General features: G+C 67.4%; 21 protein-coding genes. 10 read left to right on the top strand and 11 right to left on the bottom strand.

Annotation, left to right across the window (positions count from 1 at the left end; all coding sequences use genetic code 11):
- The first annotated feature begins 43 nt into the window (after positions 1-43).
- The 6 genes from GGQ89_RS11640 to lexA all read left to right on the top strand — a co-directional run bounded on the left by GGQ89_RS11640 (position 44) and on the right by lexA (position 4,864).
- Positions 44-658 carry an anthranilate synthase component II gene (locus GGQ89_RS11640; protein WP_056438026.1) on the top strand — a complete coding sequence of 205 codons (615 nt, stop codon included), beginning with the start codon at positions 44-46 and terminating at the stop codon, positions 656-658.
- On the top strand, positions 655-1,650 hold the full coding sequence (trpD, locus tag GGQ89_RS11635) for an anthranilate phosphoribosyltransferase (RefSeq protein ID WP_184105898.1): 996 nt from the start codon (positions 655-657) through the stop codon (positions 1,648-1,650). The genes GGQ89_RS11640 and trpD overlap by 4 nt, the downstream gene beginning before the upstream one ends.
- Positions 1,647-2,423: an indole-3-glycerol phosphate synthase TrpC gene (gene trpC / locus GGQ89_RS11630; RefSeq protein WP_184105897.1), complete on the top strand. Its 777-nt coding sequence runs from the start codon at positions 1,647-1,649 to the stop codon at positions 2,421-2,423. The genes trpD and trpC overlap by 4 nt, the downstream gene beginning before the upstream one ends.
- Positions 2,420-2,887: a cyclic pyranopterin monophosphate synthase MoaC gene (moaC, locus tag GGQ89_RS11625; protein WP_184105896.1), complete on the top strand. Its 468-nt coding sequence runs from the start codon at positions 2,420-2,422 to the stop codon at positions 2,885-2,887. Before trpC ends, moaC begins: the two co-directional genes overlap by 4 nt.
- Positions 2,888-2,952: 65 nt before the next feature.
- Positions 2,953-4,128, top strand: a complete 1,176-nt coding sequence (locus GGQ89_RS11620) for a molybdopterin molybdotransferase MoeA (protein WP_380772939.1) — start codon at positions 2,953-2,955, stop codon at positions 4,126-4,128.
- A gap of 55 nt (positions 4,129-4,183) precedes the next feature.
- Complete coding sequence (gene lexA, locus GGQ89_RS11615; RefSeq protein ID WP_184105895.1) at positions 4,184-4,864, top strand: transcriptional repressor LexA; 681 nt, start codon at positions 4,184-4,186, stop codon at positions 4,862-4,864.
- A 106-nt stretch (positions 4,865-4,970) separates the two neighbouring features.
- Here lexA and GGQ89_RS11610 read toward each other — a convergent pair whose 3' ends face one another.
- The gene (locus GGQ89_RS11610) at positions 4,971-7,073 is read right to left on the bottom strand and encodes a ComEC/Rec2 family competence protein (protein ID WP_244955783.1); all 2,103 of its coding nucleotides are present in this window, start codon (positions 7,071-7,073) and stop codon (positions 4,971-4,973) included.
- A gap of 96 nt (positions 7,074-7,169) precedes the next feature.
- Between GGQ89_RS11610 and gltX the strand changes: the two genes are divergently transcribed.
- From gltX to GGQ89_RS11595, 3 genes are read left to right on the top strand one after another with little or no spacing between them, the layout of a single operon-like run.
- On the top strand, positions 7,170-8,570 hold the full coding sequence (gene gltX, locus GGQ89_RS11605; protein WP_184105894.1) for a glutamate--tRNA ligase: 1,401 nt from the start codon (positions 7,170-7,172) through the stop codon (positions 8,568-8,570).
- Positions 8,571-8,572: 2 nt separating this feature from the next.
- A complete protein-coding gene (locus tag GGQ89_RS11600; protein WP_056438047.1) occupies positions 8,573-9,856 on the top strand; it encodes a citrate synthase in 1,284 nt (427 codons plus the stop codon).
- Positions 9,857-9,859: 3 nt separating this feature from the next.
- Positions 9,860-10,069, top strand: a complete 210-nt coding sequence (locus GGQ89_RS11595; RefSeq protein ID WP_056438051.1) for a hypothetical protein — start codon at positions 9,860-9,862, stop codon at positions 10,067-10,069.
- A gap of 380 nt (positions 10,070-10,449) precedes the next feature.
- On the opposite strand, the gene GGQ89_RS11590 is transcribed toward GGQ89_RS11595, so the two are convergent.
- From GGQ89_RS11590 to GGQ89_RS11575, 4 genes are read right to left on the bottom strand one after another with little or no spacing between them, the layout of a single operon-like run.
- Complete coding sequence (locus GGQ89_RS11590) at positions 10,450-11,802, bottom strand: sensor histidine kinase (RefSeq protein ID WP_338112290.1); 1,353 nt, start codon at positions 11,800-11,802, stop codon at positions 10,450-10,452.
- Positions 11,799-12,851: a hypothetical protein gene (locus tag GGQ89_RS11585; RefSeq protein ID WP_184105892.1), complete on the bottom strand. Its 1,053-nt coding sequence runs from the start codon at positions 12,849-12,851 to the stop codon at positions 11,799-11,801. Before GGQ89_RS11585 ends, GGQ89_RS11590 begins: the two co-directional genes overlap by 4 nt.
- A 35-nt stretch (positions 12,852-12,886) precedes the next feature.
- Positions 12,887-14,071 carry a hypothetical protein gene (locus GGQ89_RS11580; protein WP_184105891.1) on the bottom strand — a complete coding sequence of 395 codons (1,185 nt, stop codon included), beginning with the start codon at positions 14,069-14,071 and terminating at the stop codon, positions 12,887-12,889.
- Positions 14,072-14,125: 54 nt separating this feature from the next.
- The gene (locus GGQ89_RS11575) at positions 14,126-14,401 is read right to left on the bottom strand and encodes an Hpt domain-containing protein (protein WP_240456369.1); all 276 of its coding nucleotides are present in this window, start codon (positions 14,399-14,401) and stop codon (positions 14,126-14,128) included.
- A 120-nt stretch (positions 14,402-14,521) separates the two neighbouring features.
- Between GGQ89_RS11575 and GGQ89_RS11570 the strand changes: the two genes are divergently transcribed.
- Positions 14,522-16,858 carry a coiled-coil domain-containing protein gene (locus GGQ89_RS11570; RefSeq protein ID WP_240456370.1) on the top strand — a complete coding sequence of 779 codons (2,337 nt, stop codon included), beginning with the start codon at positions 14,522-14,524 and terminating at the stop codon, positions 16,856-16,858.
- Positions 16,859-16,932: 74 nt separating this feature from the next.
- On the opposite strand, the gene GGQ89_RS11565 is transcribed toward GGQ89_RS11570, so the two are convergent.
- The 6 genes from GGQ89_RS11565 to GGQ89_RS11540 form a co-directional block, all read right to left on the bottom strand.
- Positions 16,933-17,301, bottom strand: coding sequence for a VOC family protein (locus tag GGQ89_RS11565; protein WP_184105889.1), 369 nt, complete (start codon positions 17,299-17,301; stop codon positions 16,933-16,935).
- Positions 17,302-17,333: 32 nt separating this feature from the next.
- A complete protein-coding gene (locus tag GGQ89_RS11560; RefSeq protein WP_184105888.1) occupies positions 17,334-18,059 on the bottom strand; it encodes a helix-turn-helix transcriptional regulator in 726 nt (241 codons plus the stop codon).
- A 1-nt stretch (position 18,060) separates the two neighbouring features.
- Positions 18,061-18,336: a DUF1467 family protein gene (locus tag GGQ89_RS11555; RefSeq protein WP_042483165.1), complete on the bottom strand. Its 276-nt coding sequence runs from the start codon at positions 18,334-18,336 to the stop codon at positions 18,061-18,063.
- 4 nt (positions 18,337-18,340) lie between these two features.
- A complete protein-coding gene (locus tag GGQ89_RS11550) occupies positions 18,341-19,975 on the bottom strand; it encodes a ribonuclease J (protein ID WP_184105887.1) in 1,635 nt (544 codons plus the stop codon).
- 136 nt (positions 19,976-20,111) lie between these two features.
- A complete protein-coding gene (locus GGQ89_RS11545; protein WP_184105886.1) occupies positions 20,112-20,891 on the bottom strand; it encodes a type III pantothenate kinase in 780 nt (259 codons plus the stop codon).
- Between the two features lie 9 nt (positions 20,892-20,900).
- Positions 20,901-21,617, bottom strand: a complete 717-nt coding sequence (locus tag GGQ89_RS11540; protein WP_184105885.1) for a biotin--[acetyl-CoA-carboxylase] ligase — start codon at positions 21,615-21,617, stop codon at positions 20,901-20,903.
- Positions 21,618-21,622 lie beyond the last annotated feature (5 nt).

Genomic DNA, 21,622 nt, shown 5'->3' with positions numbered 1-21,622 from the left:
AACGGGACGTTGCACCGCCCGCGCGATCGGCTATGGCGGTGCCATGATCCTGGTCGTCGACAATTACGACAGCTTCACCTGGAACCTCGTCCATTATCTTCAGGAATTGGGCAGCGAGGTAGAGGTGGTCCGCAACGACGCGATCTCGGCGGGCCAAGCGCTCTCGTCGGGGGCGCAAGCCTTTCTCATCTCCCCCGGGCCTTGCACGCCGACCGAGGCGGGCGTCAGCCTGGACCTGGTCGCCGCCGCCGCCGATGCGGGTCGGCCGCTGCTGGGCGTGTGCCTGGGCCATCAGGCGATCGGGCAGCATTTCGGTGGTTTGGTCGAGCGGGGTGGCCTGATGCATGGCAAGACCTCGCCGGTGCTGCATGATGGCACCGGGCTGTTTCGGGGCCTGCCCTCGCCCTTCACCGCGACGCGCTATCACTCGCTGATCGTCAACGATGTGCCCGATAGCCTAGTCGTCAATGCGCGTGCCGAGGATGGCACGGTAATGGGCTTTCGCCACGCGACGCTGCCCATTCACGGCGTCCAGTTCCACCCCGAAAGTATCGCCACCGAATATGGCCATGCGATGCTCGCCAACTTCCTGCGCGAAGCAGGCGTGGCGCATGAACTGCCCGAGCGGCTGCGCCCGCCGGTGGAGAGTGCCGCGTGACGACCGTCGCGCTGCTCCCCGATACCGTCAGTCCTTTGTCGCGAGAGACGGCGGCCGCCGCCTTTGCCGACATATTGGACGGCCGGGCCGAGGATGAGGCGATTGCGGCCTTCCTGATCGGCCTGACCGAGCGGGGCGAAACCTCGATCGAGATCGCCGAGGCCGCGCGCGCCATGCGGCAGCGCGTCATCCCGGTCGAAGCGCCCAAGGGTACGGTCGATGTGTGCGGCACCGGCGGCGACGGACATCATACCCTCAACGTCTCGACCGCCGTGTCGCTGGTCGTCGCTGCACTGGGCGTGCCGGTCGCCAAGCACGGCAACCGCGCCGCTTCGTCCAAGGCGGGCGCGGCCGACACGCTGGAAGTGCTGGGCCTCGACATGGAGCGCGCGGGGGCCGTGGCGCAGTCGAGCCTCAACGATATCGGTATCGCCTTCCTGTTCGCCGCCAACCACCATCCCGCGATGGCGCGGATCACCCCGATCCGGCGCAGGATCGGGCGGCGGACGATCTTCAACCTGATGGGTCCGCTCGCCAATCCGGCGCATGTCGGGCGGCAGCTGATCGGTATCGCGCGTCCCGACTATGCGACCGTTTATGCCGAGGCGCTGGAGCAGCTGGGCGCCGAGGCGGCGCTGGTCGTGTCGGGCGAGGAAGGGCTAGACGAGCTGTCGGGTGCAGGTCCCAGCATCGCGGTCTCGGTCGGCGACATCACCGCCCCCGCAACCATTACCCCGGAGGATGCGGGCCTCCCCCGCCATCCCATCACCGCCATTCGTGGCGGCGACGCGCGGCACAATGCCGAGGCACTTCGCCGTCTTCTCGCCGGAGAGCCGGGCGCGTATCGCGACGCGGTTCTCCTCAACGCCGCCGCCGCGCTGCTGGTCGCCGGGCATAGCAACGACCTGGCGCAAGGCGCGGTCGCCGCCGCCCGCGCCATCGACACCGGCGAGGCCGCGGCGCTTCTCGATCGATGGATTGCTTACCGATGACGATGCTCGACCGCATCCTGGAAACCAAGCGCGCCGATGTCGCCGCACGCAAGGCGACCATGTCGCACGCCGATCTGGACGCCAAGATCGCCACCGTCTCGGCACCGCGCGGGTTCCGTGCCGCGCTGGATGCCAAGACCGGCCATGCGCTGATCGCCGAGGTAAAGAAGGCCAGCCCCTCCAAGGGCCTGATCCGCGCCGATTTCGATCCCCCCGCTCATGCCCGCGCCTATGAAGCGGGCGGCGCGGCCTGTCTGTCGGTGCTGACCGACGAGCGTTGGTTCCAGGGGGCGGACGTGTTCCTGGAACAGGCGCGCGAGGCGGTGTCGATCCCGGTGCTGCGCAAGGACTTCATGGTCGATCCCTGGCAGGTGCACGAATCGCGCGCATTGGGGGCCGACGCCATCCTGATCATCGTCGCGGCCCTGGACGACACCCAGATGCAGGAGATCGAGGCCGCCGCGATCGAATGCGGCATGGACGCGCTGGTCGAGGTGCACGACGCCGCCGAGATGGAACGTGCCGCGCGGTTGAAGTCGCGGCTGATCGGGGTGAACAACCGCGATCTCAGGGACTTCACCGTCGATTTTCAGCGGACCTATGAATTGGTCGCGCATGCCCCCGCGGGCAGCACTTTCGTGGCCGAAAGCGGGCTGACTAGCCGCGAGGATCTGGACGCAATGGCTGCGCACGGCATTCATTGCTTCCTGGTCGGTGAAGCGCTGATGCGCCAGCATGACGTCGAGGCGGCGACCCGCGCGCTGATCGGATGACCGGCCTCACCCATCTCGACGAAGAAGGCTCGGCGCGCATGGTCGATGTCGGGGCCAAGGCGGTCACGGCACGACAGGCGGTGGCACAGGGCCGCATCACCATGACTCGAGACGCCGCCGCCGCGATCCGCGCGGGCAGCGTCCAGAAGGGCGATGTGCTGGCGGTCGCGCGGGTGGCCGGCATCATGGCCGCCAAGAAGACCAGCGACCTCATTCCGCTTTGCCACCCCCTGCCGCTGAGCAAGGTGGAGATCGATCTGGTTCTGGACGAGGACGGCGTGACCGCCACCGCCATCGCTGCCATGGCGGGCCGGACCGGTGTTGAGATGGAGGCGCTGACCGCCGTGTCGGTGACGCTGTTGACCGTGTACGACATGGCCAAGGCCCTCGATAAGCGTATGACGATCAGCGATATTCGCCTGATCGCCAAGACCGGCGGCAAATCGGGCGACTGGCACGCCTGACGCCTCCGATCGCAGGGGAACGGACGCTGCGGAAAAGCGTCCTTGGGCCAAAAGGAGCGACCGTCATTCTTCTTCCCGTCCCCGAAGCCCAGGCCCGATTGCTCGCCCTGGCCAGCGAACGCTCCATCGTCGAACTGCCGTTGCGCCAAGCCGCCGGACGCTGGGCCGCGCGTGACGTGACCGCGCGGCGGACCCAGCCGGGGCACGACCTGTCGGCAATGGACGGCTATGCGATCCGCTTTCAGGATATGCCGGGGCCATGGACCGTCATCGGCGAAAGCGCGGCGGGACGGCCGTTTAGCGGTTCGGTCGAGGCCGGACAGGCGACGCGTATCTTTACCGGCGCGGTGCTTCCGGAAGGCGCCGACACCGTCCTGATCCAGGAGGAAGCGGCGCGCGACGGCGCGGTCCTGACGCTGGCAGGCGAAGGCCCCGCCCATCAGGGCCGCAATGTCCGGCGGCGCGGGCTCGATTTTTCCGAAGGTGCAACGCTGATTGCTGCCGGGCAAAGGCTGACCCCCGCGCGCATCGCGGTGGCGGCGACCGGCGGTCACGCCGTCCTGCCCGTCCGTCCGGCCGTTCGTGTCGCGATCGCCGCGACCGGCGACGAACTCGTCCCGCCCGGCAGCACCGATCCCGCCGCCCTGCCCGAATCGAACGGCGTCATGCTGGCGGCGATGCTGGCCGATCTGCCGGCCGAGATCATCGATCTGGGCATCCTGCCCGATGATCTGGGCAAGCTCCGCGACGCCTTTGCCTCGGTTGAGGCCGACCTGCTGGTGACGACCGGCGGCGCCTCGGTCGGCGACCATGACCTTGTCCAGCCTGCGCTCAAGGCGGCGGGCGGGAGCGTCGATTTCTGGCGTATCGCGCTTCGCCCCGGCAAGCCGATGATGGCGGGACGGCTCGGCGAAACGGTGGTGCTCAGCCTGCCCGGCAATCCCGTTTCGGCCTTCGTCACCGCGACGCTGTTCGTCCGGCCGCTGATCGCGCATCTGGCGGGCGCCGCCGATCCCTTGCCCAAGCCCATCCCCGCCGTGCTGGGCGAGGATCTGCCCGCCAACGGCCCGCGCATCGACTATCTGCGTGCCGCGATGATCGACGGGCGGGTCCATGCGGCGGCCATTCAGGATAGTTCGATGCTGCTGACCCTTGCGCGCTCGACGTGCCTGATCGTCCGTCCGCCCCATGCCCCCGCCACCGCCATGGGCGACTCGGCGGAAATCCTGATGCTCGCTTGACGCAAGCCAAAACGTTCCATATAAGTTCCACGTCTGTTCTGGACGGAGGATCGCGATGCTCACCGCAAAGCAGCATGAGCTTGTCTGCTTCATCAACGACCGTTTGAAGGAAACCGGCGTCTCGCCCTCCTTCGAGGAGATGAAGGAGGCGCTGGACCTCAAGTCCAAGTCGGGCGTCCACCGTCTGATCTCCGCACTGGAGGAACGCCACTTCATCCGTCGCCTGCCCAATCGCGCCCGCGCGCTGGAAGTGTTGCGGATGCCTGACCGGCCGGAAAAGACCGTGGCGGCCGAACCCGCATCCGCCAATGTCCGTGCGCCCGCCCCGCGTCCGGCAGTCGAGCCTGCCAATGACGTGGTCGAAATCCCGCTCCATGGCCGGATCGCCGCCGGTTTGCCGATCGAAGCGTTCGAGGGCAGCTCGATGCTGGCCGTGCCCGCTGCCCTGCTCGGCTCGGGCGAACATTATGCGCTGGAAGTATCCGGCGATTCGATGGTCGAGGCGGGTATTCTCGATGGCGACTATGCGCTGATCCGCCGTACCGATGTGGCGCGCGACGGACAGATCGTGGTCGCGCTGATCGACGATAGCGAGGCGACGCTGAAATATTTCCGACGTGAGGGTTCGATGGTCCGCCTCGATCCCGCCAACCGCGCCTATGACCCGCAGCGCTACGCGCCCGCACAGGTGCGGGTACAGGGCAAGCTGTCGGGCATCCTGCGCCGCTACGAATGAGGGCGGAGCAAAGCCATCTTAGAAAGCCCTGATCCGGCTTTGGATGGCTTTGCTCGCAGTCCCGGTTTGGGGCTGTCGAATACATCGCTCTTGGTCGACACGGGGCCTATCGCCCTCCCCTCTGTCCGGTCATCGACCATGGATAGCGATCACCGGGTTGGCGCACCATCCGCGCCATGGGTGGATCGAGCCGGATGGAAACCCCGCCAGTCCGCTGCAAAACAGCGCTGTCCAATTTCAACCAGCGGGGCTGGCACGCTTCGGGCAGGCGACGGTCGGCGATCATGATATCCACCCGACCGCAAAGCGCCACCAACTGCGTCCATGGCACCGGATAACCACTGCGCGTCGCCGCGATCCGCCACCGCCGCCCGCCCTTCTGCAAAACGGTCACGCACATATCCCGCCCGCAACGCGCCGCCGGTTGATCGGCCAGCGCCAGCGGCTCGGCATCGGTGCCGCTGAGTTCGGACAGGGTGGTCCGCATATAATCCCCCGCCCGGTCACGGAGCAGCGCCATGCCACGCCCCATCGCGATCCCGGCATGTCGACCGTCGCCGGTGACGACGAGGTCTGGTGCCGGTGCTGCCAGCATGACCCATATACCGACCATCAGCGCGGGCGTCCCGAGCCATCGCCACCGGGTCCGCCAAAGCGCGATCCACAATCCCCCCGCGACGGCCAACCCGAACGCCCATCCCGACGCCACGGGCAAGGCGACCACCGATCCCGGCATGGCGGACACCGCATGCGCCAGCTTCAACAATAGGCCCAGGGCCTGTCCGAGCAACCACCAGACAGGACCGCCCAGCCCCATGGGCTCCAGCAACAATGCGATCATCTCCAGCGGCATGGCGATGAAGGTCGTCCAGGGGATCGCGACGATATTGGCCAGTGCGCCGTAAAGCCCCGCCTTATGGAAATGGTAGACGGCGATCGGCATCAACGCTGCCTCGACCACTAGCCCGGTCAGCAGCAACGCGCCCAGATGCCGCAAGGCCGCCCAGCGCCAATCGGGATGCGGCCCCAGCCAGTGGCGAACCGCCGGATGCTCATGAAGCGCGACGATGGCGGTGATTGCCGCAAAGGAGAGCTGGAAACTGGCCCCCACCAATGCCTCGGGCCGGAAGATCAGCACGATCAGCGCCCCTGCCGCGACGAGGCGCAGGGTCATCGCCTCCCGCCCCATGGCCAGCGCCGCCAGCACCAGCATCGCCGCGACACAGGACCGTATCGTCGGAACCTCCGCTCCAGTCAGCCACGTATATCCGACGGCGGCAACGGCTCCGGCTGCTGCTCCGACCAACGGCAGTCGAACCCGCAACGCCAGCCACGGCCAGAGCGCCAGCAGCCTGATCGTCAGCACCATGACGATCCCGACGACCGCCGTGATGTGAAGGCCGCTGACCGACAGGAGATGCGCCAGCCCGGCTCGCCGCATCGCCTCGGCGTCGTCCTGCGCGATCGCGCCGACATCGCCCGTGGCCAGCGCCGCCGCGATGCCACCCGCGCTGCCCGGAAGCTGGCCTGTGATCCGCTGCGACAGGCGCTGGCGCAACCCGGGACCTTGATCGGCCTGATGCAGTATCTGTACCGGCCCGAAGCCGCGCCCCGTGGCGCCGATCCCCTGAAACCAGGCCGCGCGCGCAAAGTCATAGCCTCCGGGCGCGACCGGTCCCGCCGGCGGCATCAGCCGCGCCCGCAACCGCACCCATGCGCCCGGCCCCAATCCCACCGGCGCATCCTCCTGCGGCAATGATATCCGGATGCGCGGCGGCAGGCCTAAAGCGCGACCACGGCCGTCCCGCGCCCGAACCGGTCTCAGCATCAGTCGGACGATCTGCCGTGCCGCTAAGGGCTCGGCCGTCTCCACCTCGGCTACCATGTCCGCCATTACCGGCCATGCCAGAACGGGTGCCTGGACCGACTCGGCACGCGCCCAAGCCAGCAGCATCCCCGCCATCACCAGCATCGCGCCCAGACCGATAGCCCGCATCACCCGTCCGCCATCGGACAGGGTTGCCGCCGCCAGCGCGACGCCCCCGGCGGCCAGCATCGCCGCCGCCCAGGCGCGCGGATCGGGCAGCACGAACCACGCCGCAATCCCCGCCCCCAGCATCACCGGCGTCCATAACGGGATCTGGTTCCGCTCGGCCTCGGCCCATTGCTCGGCCCGGCAAAGGCGCGGCATTTGGCGGCGCGGACGCATGGTGCTAGGGGCTGCGGCGGCTGACTGGGCCATCGAATCTTATGCTGGGAGTATGCGCGGTTGAGCGCAACACATGATATCGCCACCGGATCGACCATGAGCGGAGTCGTGACCCGTTTCGCGCCCTCGCCGACCGGATTTCTTCACATCGGCGGCGCGCGAACCGCGCTGTTCAACTGGTTGTTCGCGCGGGCGAATGGAGGCAAGTTCCTGCTGCGCATCGAGGATACCGATCGCGCCCGCTCGACCCAGCCCGCGATCGACGCGATCCTGGACGGCATGCGCTGGCTGGGCCTGGACTGGGACGGCGACGCCGTGTTCCAGTTCGCCCGTGCCGACCGCCATGCGGAGGTCGCCCGCGAGATGATGGAGCGGGGCCATGCCTATCGCTGCTACATGACGCAGGAAGAGATCGCCGCGCAGCGTGAAGCCGCACAGGCCGCCAAGCAGCCGTTGCGCATCCGCTCGCCCTGGCGCGACGCCGATCCCGCCACCGCGCCGGAGGGTCAGCCCTTCGTCGTCCGTCTGCGCGCCCCGCGCGAGGGGGCCGTGACGATCGAGGACCGCGTGCAGGGCAGCGTCACCGTGCAGAATGCCGAGCTGGACGATCTGGTCCTCCTGCGGTCCGACGGCACGCCGACCTATATGCTGGCGGTCGTGGTCGACGACCATGACATGGGCGTGACCCATGTCATCCGTGGCGACGATCACCTGAACAACGCCTTCCGCCAGTTGCCCATCTACAAGGCGATGGGCTGGGCCGAGCCGATCTATGCGCATATCCCGCTGATCCACGGATCGGACGGCGCCAAGCTGTCCAAGCGCCACGGCGCGGTGGGCATCGAGGCCTATCGCGACGAGATGGGCATCCTGCCCGAAGCGCTCGACAATTATCTGCTCCGCCTGGGCTGGGGCCATGGCGATGCCGAGATCATCGCGCGGGACGAGGCGGTGAAGTGGTTCGACCTCGCCGCCGTCGGCAAGGCGCCGTCGCGCTTCGACCTGAAGAAGCTGGAAAACCTCAACGGCCATTATATCCGCGAAGCCGACGACGCCCGTCTGGCCGAGCTGACCGCCAAGCGGATGGGTGTCGAGGACGTCGCGCTGCTGACCGCGGCCATGCCGTCGCTGAAGCCGCGCGCGGCGAATTTGAACGAATTGGCCGATGGCGCGCGCTTCCTTTTCGCGACCCGTCCGTTGAGCCTGGACGACGCCGCCACCGGCCTGCTCGACGATAAGGCACGGGGCATTCTCTTTTCCGTTCACACCGCGCTTGACGCGGTGCACAACTGGGATACGGAGCTTTTGGAAGACGCGGTACGCAAGGTGGCCGAAACCGAGAGCGTGAAGCTCGGTCAGGTCGCCCAGCCGCTCCGCGCTGCCTTGACCGGACGCAAGACGTCCCCAGGGATCTTCGACGTGCTCGTTTTGCTGGGCCGCGAGGAAAGCCTGGGGCGGATCGCGGACCAGATGACCGCAGATAGGAAGGATCATTGAGTATGAGCGACACCGCGAAATTCGAAATCGGCGGCAAGGGCTTTGACTATCCGGTCATGTCGGGCTCGATCGGCCCGGACGTGGTCGACATCCGCAAGCTCTATGCCCAGACGGGTGCCTTCACCTATGATCCCGGCTTCACCTCGACCGCGTCGTGCCGGTCGGAGCTGACCTATATCGACGGCGACGAAGGCGTTCTGCTGCACCGCGGCTATCCGATCGGCGAACTGGCCGAGAATAGCAGCTTCATGGAGGTCGCCTACCTTCTGCTGAACGGCGAACTGCCCAACCAGGGCGAGTTGTCGGAATTCACCACCACCATCACGCGCCACACCATGGTGCATGAGCAGCTGGCGGCGTTCTTCCGTGGCTTCCGCCGCGATGCGCACCCGATGGCGATCATGTGCGGCGTCGTCGGCGCGCTGTCGGCCTTCTACCACGATTCGACCGACATCCATGACCCGGTGCAGCGCACCATCGCGTCGCACCGCCTGATCGCCAAGATTCCGACGATCGCGGCGATGGCGTACAAGTATAGCGTGGGCCAGCCCTTCCTGTACCCGGACAACTCGCTGTCCTACACCGGCAACTTCCTGCGCATGACCTTCGGCGTTCCGGCCGAGCCGTATGAGGTGAACCCGGCCGTCGAAAAGGCGATGGACCGCATCTTCATCCTGCACGCCGATCACGAGCAGAACGCGTCGACCTCGACCGTTCGTCTGGCCGGTTCGTCGGGTGCGAACCCGTTCGCGTGCATCGCGGCGGGCATCGCCTGCCTCTGGGGTCCGGCGCATGGCGGCGCGAACGAGGCCGCGCTCAACATGCTGCGCGAGATCGGCACGCCCGAGCGCATCCCCGAGTTCATCGCGCGCGCCAAGGACAAGAACGATCCGTTCCGCCTGATGGGCTTCGGTCACCGCGTCTACAAGAACTACGACCCGCGCGCGACCGTGATGCAGAAGACCGTGCGCGAAGTGTTCGACGCGCTGAAGGTCAACGATCCGCTGTTCGAGACGGCGCTCCGCCTCGAAGAGATCGCGCTGAACGACGAATATTTCGTCGAGAAGAAGCTGTTCCCGAACGTCGACTTCTATTCGGGCGTCATCCTGTCGGCGATCGGCTTCCCGACCGAGATGTTCACCGTCCTGTTCGCCCTCGCCCGCACCGTCGGCTGGGTCGCGCAGTGGAACGAGATGATCACCGATCCCGACCAGAAGATCGGCCGCCCGCGTCAGCTGTACACCGGCCCGACGCAGCGTTCGTATGTTCCGGTCGAGCAGCGCTAAGCCATGAACCGGGTCCGGCCGATCCTGATCGCCATCGGCGTCATGCTGGCGCTGACGGGGGGATTATGGATCGGTCAGGGCCTGGGTTACATCCATTGGCCCGAGCAGAGCTTCATGCTCGGCCAGGGCGAATGGGCGGATCGCGGCGCCTTTGTCGCGATCGCCGGACTGGCGCTGATCCTGGTCGCCCGACGGCTGCCCCGGCGGCGCTGAACGGTTCGCCAGGACGGCAAGAGAAAGGGCTCCTTCGGGAGCCCTTTTTGTTGATGGGGCGGCGTCTGTCGGAAGCAACTTCAGCCCCCTGCCTGAAGGGAAGGGGAGAAGGACAGGGTCTGAACGATATCCCGCCGCGCCTCTTCTTTCCCTCGCCCCTGGACAGGGGAGAGGGTTAGCGGAGCTTGCCAGTTTACTGGCTAGCGCAGCTTGGGTGAGGGGTTGAGCGAGCCTCCGGCTCGCGCGCGCTATGCCCGCTCACCCCTCACCCAGCTCCGACTAGGCCTTTGCTATGCAAAGACCAAGTCTGCGCAACCCTCTCCCCTCTGAGAGGGGCGAGGGAGAAATATGTATGGCTGAATGCCGATCCGCCCGAAGACTCAGCCCACCCGGAGGCGAAGGTGAAAGGTCGCGCCCTCACCCGGCACGCTCTCGACCCACAGGTCGCCGCCCATCGCACGCGCCAGACGGCGGGCGATATAGAGACCCAGGCCGTTGCCGCCGGGCTCGCTTGGGTCGACACGCTCGAACTTCTCGAAGATGCGGGTCTGGTCTTCGGGTGCGATGCCCTTGCCGTGATCGGTGACGCTGACCACGGCCCATTCCCCGTCACGCTCGGCCGTGACGACTACTTCTCCGCCGCCCGGGGTGTACCGGATCGCGTTGCCGATCAGGTTGATGAGGATTTGGAGACACCGGCCGAAGTCCCCGATGGCAGGCATCGCCTCGCCCGCGCCAGGTCGACGGATCGTCACGCTCGCGGCATCCGCGCGCACGCCCAGCAAGCCCGAGGCGCGGCGGGCGACGTCCGCCAGGTCGATCGGCATGGCCGCGAGCCGGAAATCGGGCTGTTCGATCGCCTGTAGCTCGACCAGATTGTCGACCAGCCCGATCAGATGCCGCCCGGCATGCGCGATGTCATTGGCATATTCGGCATATTCGGCGGCGATCGGCCCGTCGCTGCGCGCCGCGATGCTGTCGGCATTGGCGACGATCCGTGCGAGCGGCGTGCGCAGGGCGCGGTCGAGCCCGGCCGTAAATGTCTCGGTCAGCGGCGACGCGCCGGGATGCAGCAAGTCATCGTCCGCCCCCTCTCCCGGCTCGTCGATCAGATAGGTCGCGCCGATCAGCCCGGCGATGCCCCCCGTCGCGTCATGACGGATCGCCGCCGACAGCCGGACCGGTGCATCGGTCGGCCGCAACCGGGCCCCTCGCCCGTCGAGCGGCGCGCCCTCGTCCAGCAGCGCCGTGCCGGAGTCGAAAGCGAAAAGAGCTGCCAACGGCCGCCCCAGCATCGCCTGTGCATCAAAGCCATAGCGCATCCCCGCCCCCGGCGACACGAAGGTCAGACGCAGCGCCGCATCGGTTTCCCAGCGGAAGTCCGCGCCCATCGCAGCATGATCGGGCGGGGTCGCGGTCGGCTTCCACGCGTCCCGGTCACGCCAGCCGCTGACGCTCAGGCGGATCTGCCCGGTTTCGGGGCGGGCCTGTACCCACAGGTCGAGATCGCCCTCGTCATCGGCGACCATCACCTGCCGCGACACCGTAATGCCAAGCCGCCGTGCCAGTCGAGCGATCCTAGCGATGGGCGCGACCGCCAGACAGTCGCTGGCGCTTCCCCCCGCACGCATATGAAGCAGTTCGATGGGAGGATCGGCCGACAGAATGTGATCGCCTGCGTCCAGAATGGCACGCGCGACCATCGATTCGCCTGGGCTGTCCATTGCACTCATCGGCGATCGGAGCCTTCCAGCCGCTCGATCGCCTCTCGAAACGGCGCGGGCAGGCTAAGCGATGCGATGGCCCGGCGCGCCTCTTCGGCAGGAACGGCCATGATCGCGTCCAGCGCCTCGGCAAAACCATCGACATCGCGCCGCCCGTCCGCCTCGCACAGAGACAGCCCGATGCGCGCAATCACCGGCCGATCCTGGTCCAACGATCGCAGCGCCAGCCACAGCCGGTCGCCTTCGGGCTCCAGCACGATCTCGCGCACCATGTCATGCTCGATGCCGAGCGCATGGGTCAGCAGGGCAACGAACAAACCCAATTGCCGGTCGGACAGACTTTCGAGCAACAGGTCGGGCAATTCGCCCGGCCGCGCGTCGATCGCCGCAGCCAGCCGCATCGCGGGCAGGCCCGGCCGGTCACCGTCATCGCGCGCCGCCAGGACCCGCTCGACGGCCTGCGCCAGCGCCCGGTCCCAAGCCGGATCGTCACCCTTGCGCAGGGCCGCCGCCACGGTCCAGACCAGCCGGTCGTGCAGCCGTGTCGGCAGGCCCACCGCCTCATCGCCTTCGCGCGAACGCCCCTCGGCCAGCAGCACCGCGCGCGCGGCGGCGGCGACGATCCGGTCGGGGGCCTCGGTCAGGCGGACCAGCAAGCTCGGCGCATCACCCGCCATGCTCTCGATGGGCAGCGCACGGGCCATCAGGCCCTGCCGAACCTGCGCGACCAGTTCGTCGACCAGTGCCGGGTCGGCCAGCGCATCCGCCCGATAGAGCAGCCGCAAGACCTCTTGCTGCTGGGGCTGCCCACCGCCCTCCGGCATGACCCGATCGGCCTGTTGTAGGAGATCGTGCGCGATCGTCTCGACCAGGTGGTGCAGCCGCGCCGTCACCTCGAACCGGACCTGATCGGTCAGGCGCGATTCGGCATCCAGCCGCAGGTCCAGCACCGCACCCCGCCGCCGTCCCGCCGCGCGCGCGCGCGCCGCCGCGACGCGGTCGGACAGCCGCGTGGCGTGCCATGGGGAGGCGTGATGTGGGTCCGGTTCGACCGCCATGGGGCATCGCTAACCCCTTTGATGTTAAAGCGACACTAAACTTGGGCGCGCAATGTCTCGATTGCGGACGTTAAAGTGACGATCGCATAAATACTCGCAAGTGCCAGGCCCCAGGGGACGATGCCGACCAGCGCGGCGGGGAAAAGGACCAGCAGATAGGCGGGCGGGCTGGCCCACCAGCGCCGCCGAAAGCGATACAGCCCCGCCCGCTCCGCCAAAATACCGAGAATGATCAGCATCAAGGCCAGGACCGGCGCGATATCCTCGCCCGACAGACGGAAATCCTGCCACCCGAGCGCCGCCACGGCGAGCCCGGACAGCGCCGCGATGGCCGCCGACCCGGCGCGCGCCGCGCTCTGTTCGTCGCGCAACCCCGCCAGCGTCTCGCCAAGGCCCAGCCCCAACGTTCCGGCGATGGCGATCAGCAAGCCGAAAGCCGGCAGGCCGGAGAGGATCAGAACCAGTCCGAGCAGCCCCAGCCCGGCCCCTGCCCCGCCCGCGACATGCGCAGGGACCGAACGCTCGACCAGGCGCGGCAGCGCGAGGCGTGCGATGGGCGCCAGGATGTAACGATCGAACCAGCTCCGCCGTCCCGAGACCAGCCGCGCGACGACCGCCCGTCCCCGCGCATCCAGCGCCTCGGCATGGTGGACGATGCCATGACCCGCCTTTTCCGCATCGGCGGGCAGCAGGATATGTGTCGCCCGCGCCTGGGCCGCGAGCCGCAGCAGCGTCGATTGCAGGTCGTAATCGCGGGGCAGCGCCGCCACTTCGGCGACCCGGCGCGGATCGAGCCGCGCGACGCCCGCCCAGGCCATCTGGCCGCCGACCCGCTCCAGTCCGGCTTCCGCCTCCGCCTCGGGCAGCACGATCAGCGCGTCCTGTCCGGCATCGCGCAGGACCAGCGCGATCGTATCCTCGGTGGTGATCAGACCATCGGCCAGTACGAGCAGTCGCGACAGGGGGTGGAGCTTCTCCGATGCCTCCACCGCGCTGCGCACCGTGTCGACCACCACCCCGCGCTGCGCGATTCGGGCGATCGCGCCGAGCAGTTCCGGGGTCAGGCGCGCGACGACGATGATGATCTGCGCGGCCCCCGCCGCGATCAGCAGGCGCGCCTGATATTCGATCAGGGTAACACCCGCGAACGGCAGGGTGGCCGTCAGCCGACCGGGGCGGTCGTCGGCGTCGTCAATCGCAAAGAGAAGACCGGAAAGCATCGCGTGCTGTTAGGCGCTAGAGACGCGCCTTGCCAGCCCTGACCCGGTGACGCGTCAAAGGCGCGCGACCTGATCCCCGATCCGGTCGAGCAACTGCGGGTCCGGGCTTTCCAGTTCCGCCGCCTGTGCCGCCAGGGTCATCAGCGGCAAAGCGTTCACGCTGGCCGCGAGACCCTTCAGCCGCAAGGCCGCCTCGCGCCATTCGCCGACGTCCTCGGCCATATGCATGGCCTCCATCGCACGGGTCACGCCTTCGACAAAGGCGCGGCGCAATTCCTGGATCACGGCCGGTTCATCACCCGCCACCGCCGCCAGGGCAGAATCGATCATTCCGTGCTCGTAGGTCATTGCCCTCACTTAAACCCGAACGGGGGTTGCACGGAATAGCGCAATTCGCTTTCTGCCATCAGCAAACGTGATAAACCGGCCCATTGTGACACGGGGGCCCAGATGATCGTCGATATGCGCGCAGAGCGTCAGGACAGGTCGGACATGCCGAACGCAGAGGCGGATATGTACGACTATACCGTCCAGCCCCCGGCCGAAGAAGCCCCGTCCGCCCCGCCCGCCGCCGATCCCCCGTCCTTCGGCATCTGGCTGGACGAAGGCACCGCCCTGGTCGAGCAGGAGGAGCCCTCGCCTGCGCGCTGGCCGCTGATCGTCGTGATCCTGGCCTCGGTCCTGTGGGCGGCGGCCATTCTGTTCTGGGGCATCTCGGCCAGCCCGATGCTCTCACCCACGACACTGGCCCCGCTGGGTACGCTCGCACTGGCCGGACCGATGCTGATCGCGGTCCTGTGGCTGGTCGGCCAACGCAGCAGCCGCGCCGAGCAACGCCGTTTCGCACTCACCGCGCGCGACATGCGCGAGGAAGCGGCGGCGCTGGAGCGCGCGGTCGGTGCGATCGGACAGGCGTTGTCCGCCAACCGCTTCGAGTTGTCGGCCCAGGCGATCGCCCTGTCCGAAATGGCGCAGGCCGCCGAGACGCGCTTCAGGACGATCGCGCGTGACCTGACCGACGATATCCAGATGGTCGAGGCGCATGGCCGCACGCTCGCCGATATCGCCGTGACCAGCCAATCGAGCATGACCCAACTGCTCGAAGCCCTTCCCCGCGCGGCGGAGCAGATCGGCGAGGCATCCGACCGGATGGCGGAGGCGGCGCGCTCGGCGCAAATTCATGCGATGGAGCTGGACGCCCAGTTCGTGGCGCTCGGTCGGCGCGGGCAGGATGCGGACACCATCGCCAGCGGAGCGGCGCTGCGCCTGGCCACCCACATCGAACAGATGGAGGAAACCAGCCGCGTCGCCGGGGTGCATCTGGAAACCGTCACCGGCAACCTCGCCACCACGATCGACGCGCTGCTCGACCGGACGGCGCAGGCCATCGACCAGTCGCGCCTGGGCTTCGCGGCCCAGGGCGAGGAGATGCTGGCGATGATCGCGGCGAACCAGGCGGCGCTCGACGGGGCGGCGCGCGACAGTGCCGATGCGCTGGCCGAACGGCTGACGACGGTGGACGGCGCCGTCGCCCGCCTGACCGCCGAACTGGAGGCACAGCGGATCGCGGGGGAGACGATGATCGACACGCTCGACACCGAACTGGAGCGGGTCGAGACGCGCATCGCGGTCCTTCACACTCAGGGCACCGAAAAGTCGCAGATGCTCGCCGCCTCGATCAGCGCCTTGGGCGGCTCGGCGGATGCGATGACCGGCGCGTTGGAGGCGGGCGAGACCATGGCCAACCGCGTCATCGGCACGACCGAGACGCTGCTGATCGCGCTCGATGCCGCTGCGCGCGAGATCGACGAAACGCTGCCCGAGGCGCTGGGACGGCTCGACCAGCGGATGCATGCCAGCCATGAGGTGGTAGTCGAGACCAAGCCCGAACTGCTCGCCCTGGTCGCCGCGGCCGAGAGCACGCATGAGGCGATCGAGGCGATCGCCGACGTCATCGCCGAGCAGCGCCAGACGCTGGAGACGCTGTCGGGCTCCCTGCTCGAGACCCTGTCGACCGGGCGGGCCAAGGCCGATGCGCTGGGTATGATGGTCGAGGAGACGATCGAACGCTCGCACCAGTTCGCTGACGAGGCCGCACCCAAGCTGGTCGATGCGCTGCTGCGCGTCCGCGAAACCGCTGCGACGGCCGCCGAAAAGGCGCGCGAGACGCTGGCCGACGTCATTCCCCAAGCTGCCAGCGCACTGGAGATCGCCAGTGCCGAGGCGATGCGGCGCGCGACCGGAGATACCGTCGAGCGGCAGGTTCATGCCATCGTCGATGCCACCCAGAACGCGGTCGAGGCCGCCACGCGCGCGACCGAGCGGCTGGCACGGCAGGCCGACATGATCGTCGAGAAGACGACCGTCGTCGAATTGCGGATCGAAGAGGCCCGGACCGAGCGGGAGGAAGCCGATCGCGACAATTTCGCCCGCCGCGCCTCGCTGCTGGTCGAATCGCTCAACTCGGCGTCGATCGACATCGCCAAAATCTATGCCCCCGAGGTCACCGACAGCGCCTGGGCCGCCTATCTGAAGGGCGATCGCGGCGTCTTCACCCGGCGTGCGGTGCGTATCCTCGACTCGCATCAGGCGCGGGGCATCGCCGATTTGTATGACGAGGATCCCAAGTTCCGCGACCATGTGAACCGCTATATCCATGACTTCGAGGCGATGCTGCGCGGCGTGCTGGCGCAGCGTGACGGATCACCGTTGGGCGTCACGCTGCTATCGTCGGATATGGGCAAGCTCTATGTCGCGCTTGCCCAGGCCATCGAGCGGCTGCGTTAACGGAGGTCGAGAAATGGCGGTCGACCCTTACTCCAACCGCCATTCAGTTTGAGCGAAGTCGGGGGCTACGCCCCTCAACCGTTCAGCGCATAGACCCGCAACCGGTGGCCATCGGGATCCAGTGCTACGAAGCTCCGCCCGAACGGACGATCATTGGGCGGCGTCAGCATCGTCACTCCCTTGGCCAGCCAATCCGCATGACACGCATCCACGCCGTTATGGTCCCGCCGGAACCCCAGCTCGATGACACCCGATGCCCCCTCGGCCGGGGGATCGATCACGTCGCGACGCCACAGGCCCAGCGTCGTCCCCGAATCGAGGGCGAACAGGGTAAAGGCGTCACCTGCATCGACCGGGTCGCGCTGCAACACCCCGCGATAAAAGTCGGTGCTGACGTGCATATCGGCGATGTGCAGCAGGATGGTGGTCGTCGGACAGGTCATGGCAAAGCTCCTTCGTTCGAGAGGAGGTCCGCCTATCCGACGGCTGCGTCAGTTTCCGTCAGCAGGAAGCGCTCCTGTGGAATGCCCGCCGCTTCGCGCCATTCGCGCAGCAGGACGGCGCGGCGACGCGGATAACGCTCCAGCAAGGGGCGCGCGGTGACGATGCGATCGATGCGGAAGGTGCGATAATCGCCGCGCAACTCGCACCAGCCGAGCAGCACATCGGCCCGATCGAACAGCGCGATCGCGAACGGCCAGATGGTCCGCTCCGATGCTTCGCCCTGCGCGTCGCGGTAGAGGAGCGACAAACGCCGCTCGCTCCGGATCGCGGCCCGCAAGGGTGCCGGATCGACCTCCCCCTCATAGGCTTCCGAGCGCAGGCCGATGAACAGCGCCGTATCGCGCATCGCCTCGGCCTGTTCGGGTGTCATCGCGCGCATGATCCGCGCCGCAGCACTGCGCGCGGCCTGCCCCATTGCCGGGTCCGCCCGCTCGGCGACCCAGCGAGCCCCCAAGACCAGCGCCTCGACTTCCTCGACAGGGAAACTCATCGGCGGCAGCATGAAGCCGGGCCTCAGGCGATAGCCTACCCCCGCCCCGCCCTCGACATCCGCACCCATCGCCTGAAGCGTCGCGATATCGCGGTACAGCGTACGCAGCGAGATGCCGAGCTGCTCGGCCAGATGCCGCCCCGACACGACGCCGCTCTGGCGGTGGAGCAGATGGAGCAGGTCGAACAAGCGGGACGCACGCGCCATGTCAGACGCCCCGGCTCACCCCGCTCCAGTCGAGCATGTCGGCGGTGATCCAGCCATAGACATAGTTCAGATAGAACAGGACAAACATCACCGTCGCCACGATCGTCGTGCGCAGGAAGAAGCGCCCGATCAGGAAGACATGCGGTGCGCTCTCGGCAGTCCCGGGGATATGCTCGCCCCCCGCCTCGTGCGTGGTCCTGACCCCGAAGGGCAGGACCAGGAACACGGCGAGGAACCAGAACAGGACGTAGATCGCGAGGGCCGACGTCCAGTGCATGGTCTTAGCCCTCGATCAGCAGGACATCGACGATCGGCTTCTTGCCGGTCCAACGTGTTGCGACCTTGCGCACCGACAGGCGGATATCCTCGCGCAGCTTGTCGGTCGCGCGGCGCGGCCCGTCGACCGCCTTGGCCGCAGCCGCCACCGCCTCGGCGATGAAGGCGTCACGCTCGTCCTCGACGGGCACACCCTGGACGCGGATTTGCGGACTGCCGACCAGCCGCCCCTTGGCGACCGCGACGCCGACCGAGATCTGGCCGTTGATCGCCAGCTTGCGCCGCTCGTTCATCGTCGAGCCGTCCGACGGCAGGATGACGTCACCGTCCAGCACCAGTCGACCGACCGGCACGTTGCCGATCTTGGTCGCGTTGCCAGGCAGCAGGCGAACCATGTCGCCGTCCGACTGAACCAACGTCTGCGGCACGCCCTGGGTCGTGGCGAAGCGGGCATGTTCCATCATGTGCCGCATCTCGCCATGCACCGGCATCAGCGTGCGCGGGCGCAGCCACTTGTACATCTGCGCCAGTTCGGGCTGGCCCGGATGACCCGAGACATGGACATGCGCCTGACGCTCAGTGACCATGCGAACGCCCTTGCCCGCCAGGATGTTCTGGATACGGCCAACCGCCGTCTCGTTGCCCGGGATCTGGCGGGCCGAGAAGATGACGGTGTCGCCGGTGTCGAGCCGGATCGTATGACTGCCCTCGGCGATACGCGACAGCGCCGCGCGCGGCTCGCCCTGCCCGCCGGTCGCGACGATCAGCACGCGGTCCTTGGGCAGGCGCATCGCCGTCTCGGGATCGACGACCTCGGGGAAGCCCTTGAAATAGCCGCAGGCGCGGCCGACCTTCAGGATCCGGTCGAGCGAACGGCCGGTGACGCACAGCTTGCGCCCCGTCTCCTTGGCGACCTCACCCAGCGTCACCAGACGCGCGGCGTTGGAGGCGAAGGTAGTGACCACCACGCGTCCCTTGGCCTTGGCCACCGTCTCGGCGATGCCGGGGCGGACGCTGGCTTCCGAGCCCGAGGCTTCGGTGTTGAAGGCGTTGGTGGAGTCGCACACCAGCACGTCGACTCCCATGTCGCCGATCGACGACAGCTGCGCCGGGCTGGCGGGCTTGCCGATGACGGGGGTCTGGTCGAGCTTCCAGTCGCCGGTGTGGAACACGCGGCCGACCGCTGTCTCGATCAGCAGCGCATTGGCTTCGGGGATCGAGTGCGACAAGGGCACGAAGGTGAAGTCGAACGGGCCGACCTCAAACGTCTTGCCGGTTTCCATCACGCGCAGCTTGACGCGGTTCGCGCTGCCCTCTTCCTCCAGCTTGCCACGCACAAGCCCGGCGGTGAAGGCGGTGGCATAGATCGGCACGCCCAAATCTTCGGCCAGATAGGGCAGCGCGCCGATATGGTCCTCATGACCATGGGTCAGCACGATCCCGACCAGATCGTCCAGCCGGTCCTCGATGAAGCTCAGATCGGGCAGGATCACATCGATGCCGGGATAGGCCGGATCGGCAAAGGTGATGCCGCAATCGACCATCACCCACTTACCTTCGGTGCCGTACAGGTTCACGTTCATGCCGATTTCGCCCGATCCACCGAGCGCGCAGAACAGCAATTCTTTCTTGGGAGTCATTCACTTCCTGACAATGGACGCCCACCCCGCTGAAAGCGGGTTCGGGGCGATGGGGGTGCGCCGGTCAGGGCGCGGTCATTTCTTCGCGGACCTCGGCGCCCAGCGGTATCTCGCGGGCTGCCTGGTCCGAAACTCGTCATATGATATGGGCGCGTTCCCACAGGATCGCCAGCCCCTGAATGGTCAGGTCGGGCTCGATATGATCGAAAACATCGGTATGTGGCGACAAAAGCGCCGCCAATCCGCCGGTTGCCAGCACCTTTACCGGCCGCCCGACCTCGGCCTTCAGCCGCGCCACCAGCCCCTCGATCATCGCGACATAGCCCCAGAAGATACCGATATGCATCTGGTCGACCGTATTGCGGCCGATCACGCTGCGGCTTTCCGGTGCCTCGATGGCGATGCGCGGCAGCTTGGCAGCCGCCGTCACCAGCGCGTCGAGCGACAGGTTGATGCCGGGTGCGATGATCCCCCCCTTATACGCTCCCTGATAGTCGCTGATGTCGAAGGTCGTGGCGGTACCAAAGTCGATGGTGATCAGGTCGCCTGGATGAAGCTCATGCGCCGCGATCGTGTTGACCGCACGGTCCGCGCCCAACGAGGCGGGTTCGTCGACGTCGATCGCGATCCCCCATTCCACCGGCGCGCGGCCTGCGATCAGCGGCTCGACCTTGAAATATTTCTGGGCCAGCACCTGAAGATTGTGGAGCGCGCGCGGCACGACGGTAGCGATGATGACACCCGTCACATCCTCGCGCGCATAGCCTTCGAGCGCCAGCAACTGGCTGAGCCATACCGCATATTCGTCGCCGGTGCGGCGCGGATCGGTCGCGATGCGCCAGCGCCCCTTGATCGTCCGCCCTTCGAGCAGCGCAAAGACCACGTTCGTGTTCCCGGCATCGATCGCAAGCAGCATGGGGGTCCTTCAGATCAGGAAGATATCGCCGGCATGGATGACATGGCCGGAGCCGTCCGCCAAGCCGAGCCTGAGCGCGCCGTCGCTCGCCAGGCCGTCAAAGCTTCCGGTCAGCGCCTGTCCGTCCGGCAGTTTGGCGGTCAGTGCGGTGCCGCGCGGATGCGCCCTGGCTTCCCAGCGCCCGATGATCGGTGGCAGCCCCTGTTCACGCCAGACCGCGACCCAGCGGGTCATCGCATCGGCGAGCAGCGCCTGCATCGTCTGGGGCGAGACAGTGACGCCATGATCGCCAAGCGCGGTCGTGGCGCGGTCGGATAGGTCCGGGGCCGACGCCAGGTTGATCCCCATGCCGATGACGACCGCATCACCCGTACGCTCCAACAAGATGCCCGACAATTTGGCGCCGTCGATCAACAGATCATTCGGCCATTTCAGCGCAAGGCGTGCGCCGATATCAGGGAGACAGGATCGAACCGCATCCTCGATCGCCACAGCGGCGACCAGCGCCAGCGTCGCCGCCATCGGATCACCGGGGCGCAGGCGGACCAGCGTCGACCCATAATAATTTCCGGAAGGCGAGGACCATTCCCGCCCCTGGCGTCCGCGCCCCGCCGTCTGGCGGTCGGCGCGGAGCCAGAGGCCGTCCCAATTGCCATCTTCGCCGCCTGCCTCGGCAAGCTGGCGAAGATCGGCATTGGTCGATCCCGTTTCCGGGACCTGCAGCAATCGGC

Source organism: Sphingomonas yabuuchiae, from assembly GCF_014199595.1.
GTDB classification, from domain to species: domain Bacteria; phylum Pseudomonadota; class Alphaproteobacteria; order Sphingomonadales; family Sphingomonadaceae; genus Sphingomonas; species Sphingomonas yabuuchiae.
The sequence above is the reverse complement of the archived record's forward strand: the minus strand, read 5'-3'. Positions and strand labels throughout refer to the sequence as shown.

Excerpts from the sequence above, each read along its gene's own strand:
- GGQ89_RS11640 (WP_056438026.1), top strand. The coding sequence starts at position 44 with ATGATCCTGGTCGTCGACAATTACGACAGCTTCACCTGGAACCTCGTC.
- trpC (WP_184105897.1), top strand. The coding sequence starts at position 1,647 with ATGACGATGCTCGACCGCATCCTGGAAACCAAGCGCGCCGATGTCGCC.
- moaC (WP_184105896.1), top strand. The coding sequence starts at position 2,420 with ATGACCGGCCTCACCCATCTCGACGAAGAAGGCTCGGCGCGCATGGTC.
- lexA (WP_184105895.1), top strand. The coding sequence starts at position 4,184 with ATGCTCACCGCAAAGCAGCATGAGCTTGTCTGCTTCATCAACGACCGT.
- GGQ89_RS11610 (WP_244955783.1), bottom strand. The coding sequence starts at position 7,073 with ATGCGTCCGCGCCGCCAAATGCCGCGCCTTTGCCGGGCCGAGCAATGG.
- gltX (WP_184105894.1), top strand. The coding sequence starts at position 7,170 with ATGAGCGGAGTCGTGACCCGTTTCGCGCCCTCGCCGACCGGATTTCTT.
- GGQ89_RS11600 (WP_056438047.1), top strand. The coding sequence starts at position 8,573 with ATGAGCGACACCGCGAAATTCGAAATCGGCGGCAAGGGCTTTGACTAT.
- GGQ89_RS11595 (WP_056438051.1), top strand. The coding sequence starts at position 9,860 with ATGAACCGGGTCCGGCCGATCCTGATCGCCATCGGCGTCATGCTGGCG.
- GGQ89_RS11590 (WP_338112290.1), bottom strand. The coding sequence starts at position 11,802 with ATGAGTGCAATGGACAGCCCAGGCGAATCGATGGTCGCGCGTGCCATT.
- GGQ89_RS11585 (WP_184105892.1), bottom strand. The coding sequence starts at position 12,851 with ATGGCGGTCGAACCGGACCCACATCACGCCTCCCCATGGCACGCCACG.
- GGQ89_RS11580 (WP_184105891.1), bottom strand. The coding sequence starts at position 14,071 with ATGCTTTCCGGTCTTCTCTTTGCGATTGACGACGCCGACGACCGCCCC.
- GGQ89_RS11575 (WP_240456369.1), bottom strand. The coding sequence starts at position 14,401 with ATGATCGATTCTGCCCTGGCGGCGGTGGCGGGTGATGAACCGGCCGTG.
- GGQ89_RS11570 (WP_240456370.1), top strand. The coding sequence starts at position 14,522 with ATGATCGTCGATATGCGCGCAGAGCGTCAGGACAGGTCGGACATGCCG.
- GGQ89_RS11565 (WP_184105889.1), bottom strand. The coding sequence starts at position 17,301 with ATGACCTGTCCGACGACCACCATCCTGCTGCACATCGCCGATATGCAC.
- GGQ89_RS11560 (WP_184105888.1), bottom strand. The coding sequence starts at position 18,059 with ATGGCGCGTGCGTCCCGCTTGTTCGACCTGCTCCATCTGCTCCACCGC.
- GGQ89_RS11555 (WP_042483165.1), bottom strand. The coding sequence starts at position 18,336 with ATGCACTGGACGTCGGCCCTCGCGATCTACGTCCTGTTCTGGTTCCTC.
- GGQ89_RS11550 (WP_184105887.1), bottom strand. The coding sequence starts at position 19,975 with ATGACTCCCAAGAAAGAATTGCTGTTCTGCGCGCTCGGTGGATCGGGC.
- GGQ89_RS11545 (WP_184105886.1), bottom strand. The coding sequence starts at position 20,891 with ATGCTGCTTGCGATCGATGCCGGGAACACGAACGTGGTCTTTGCGCTG.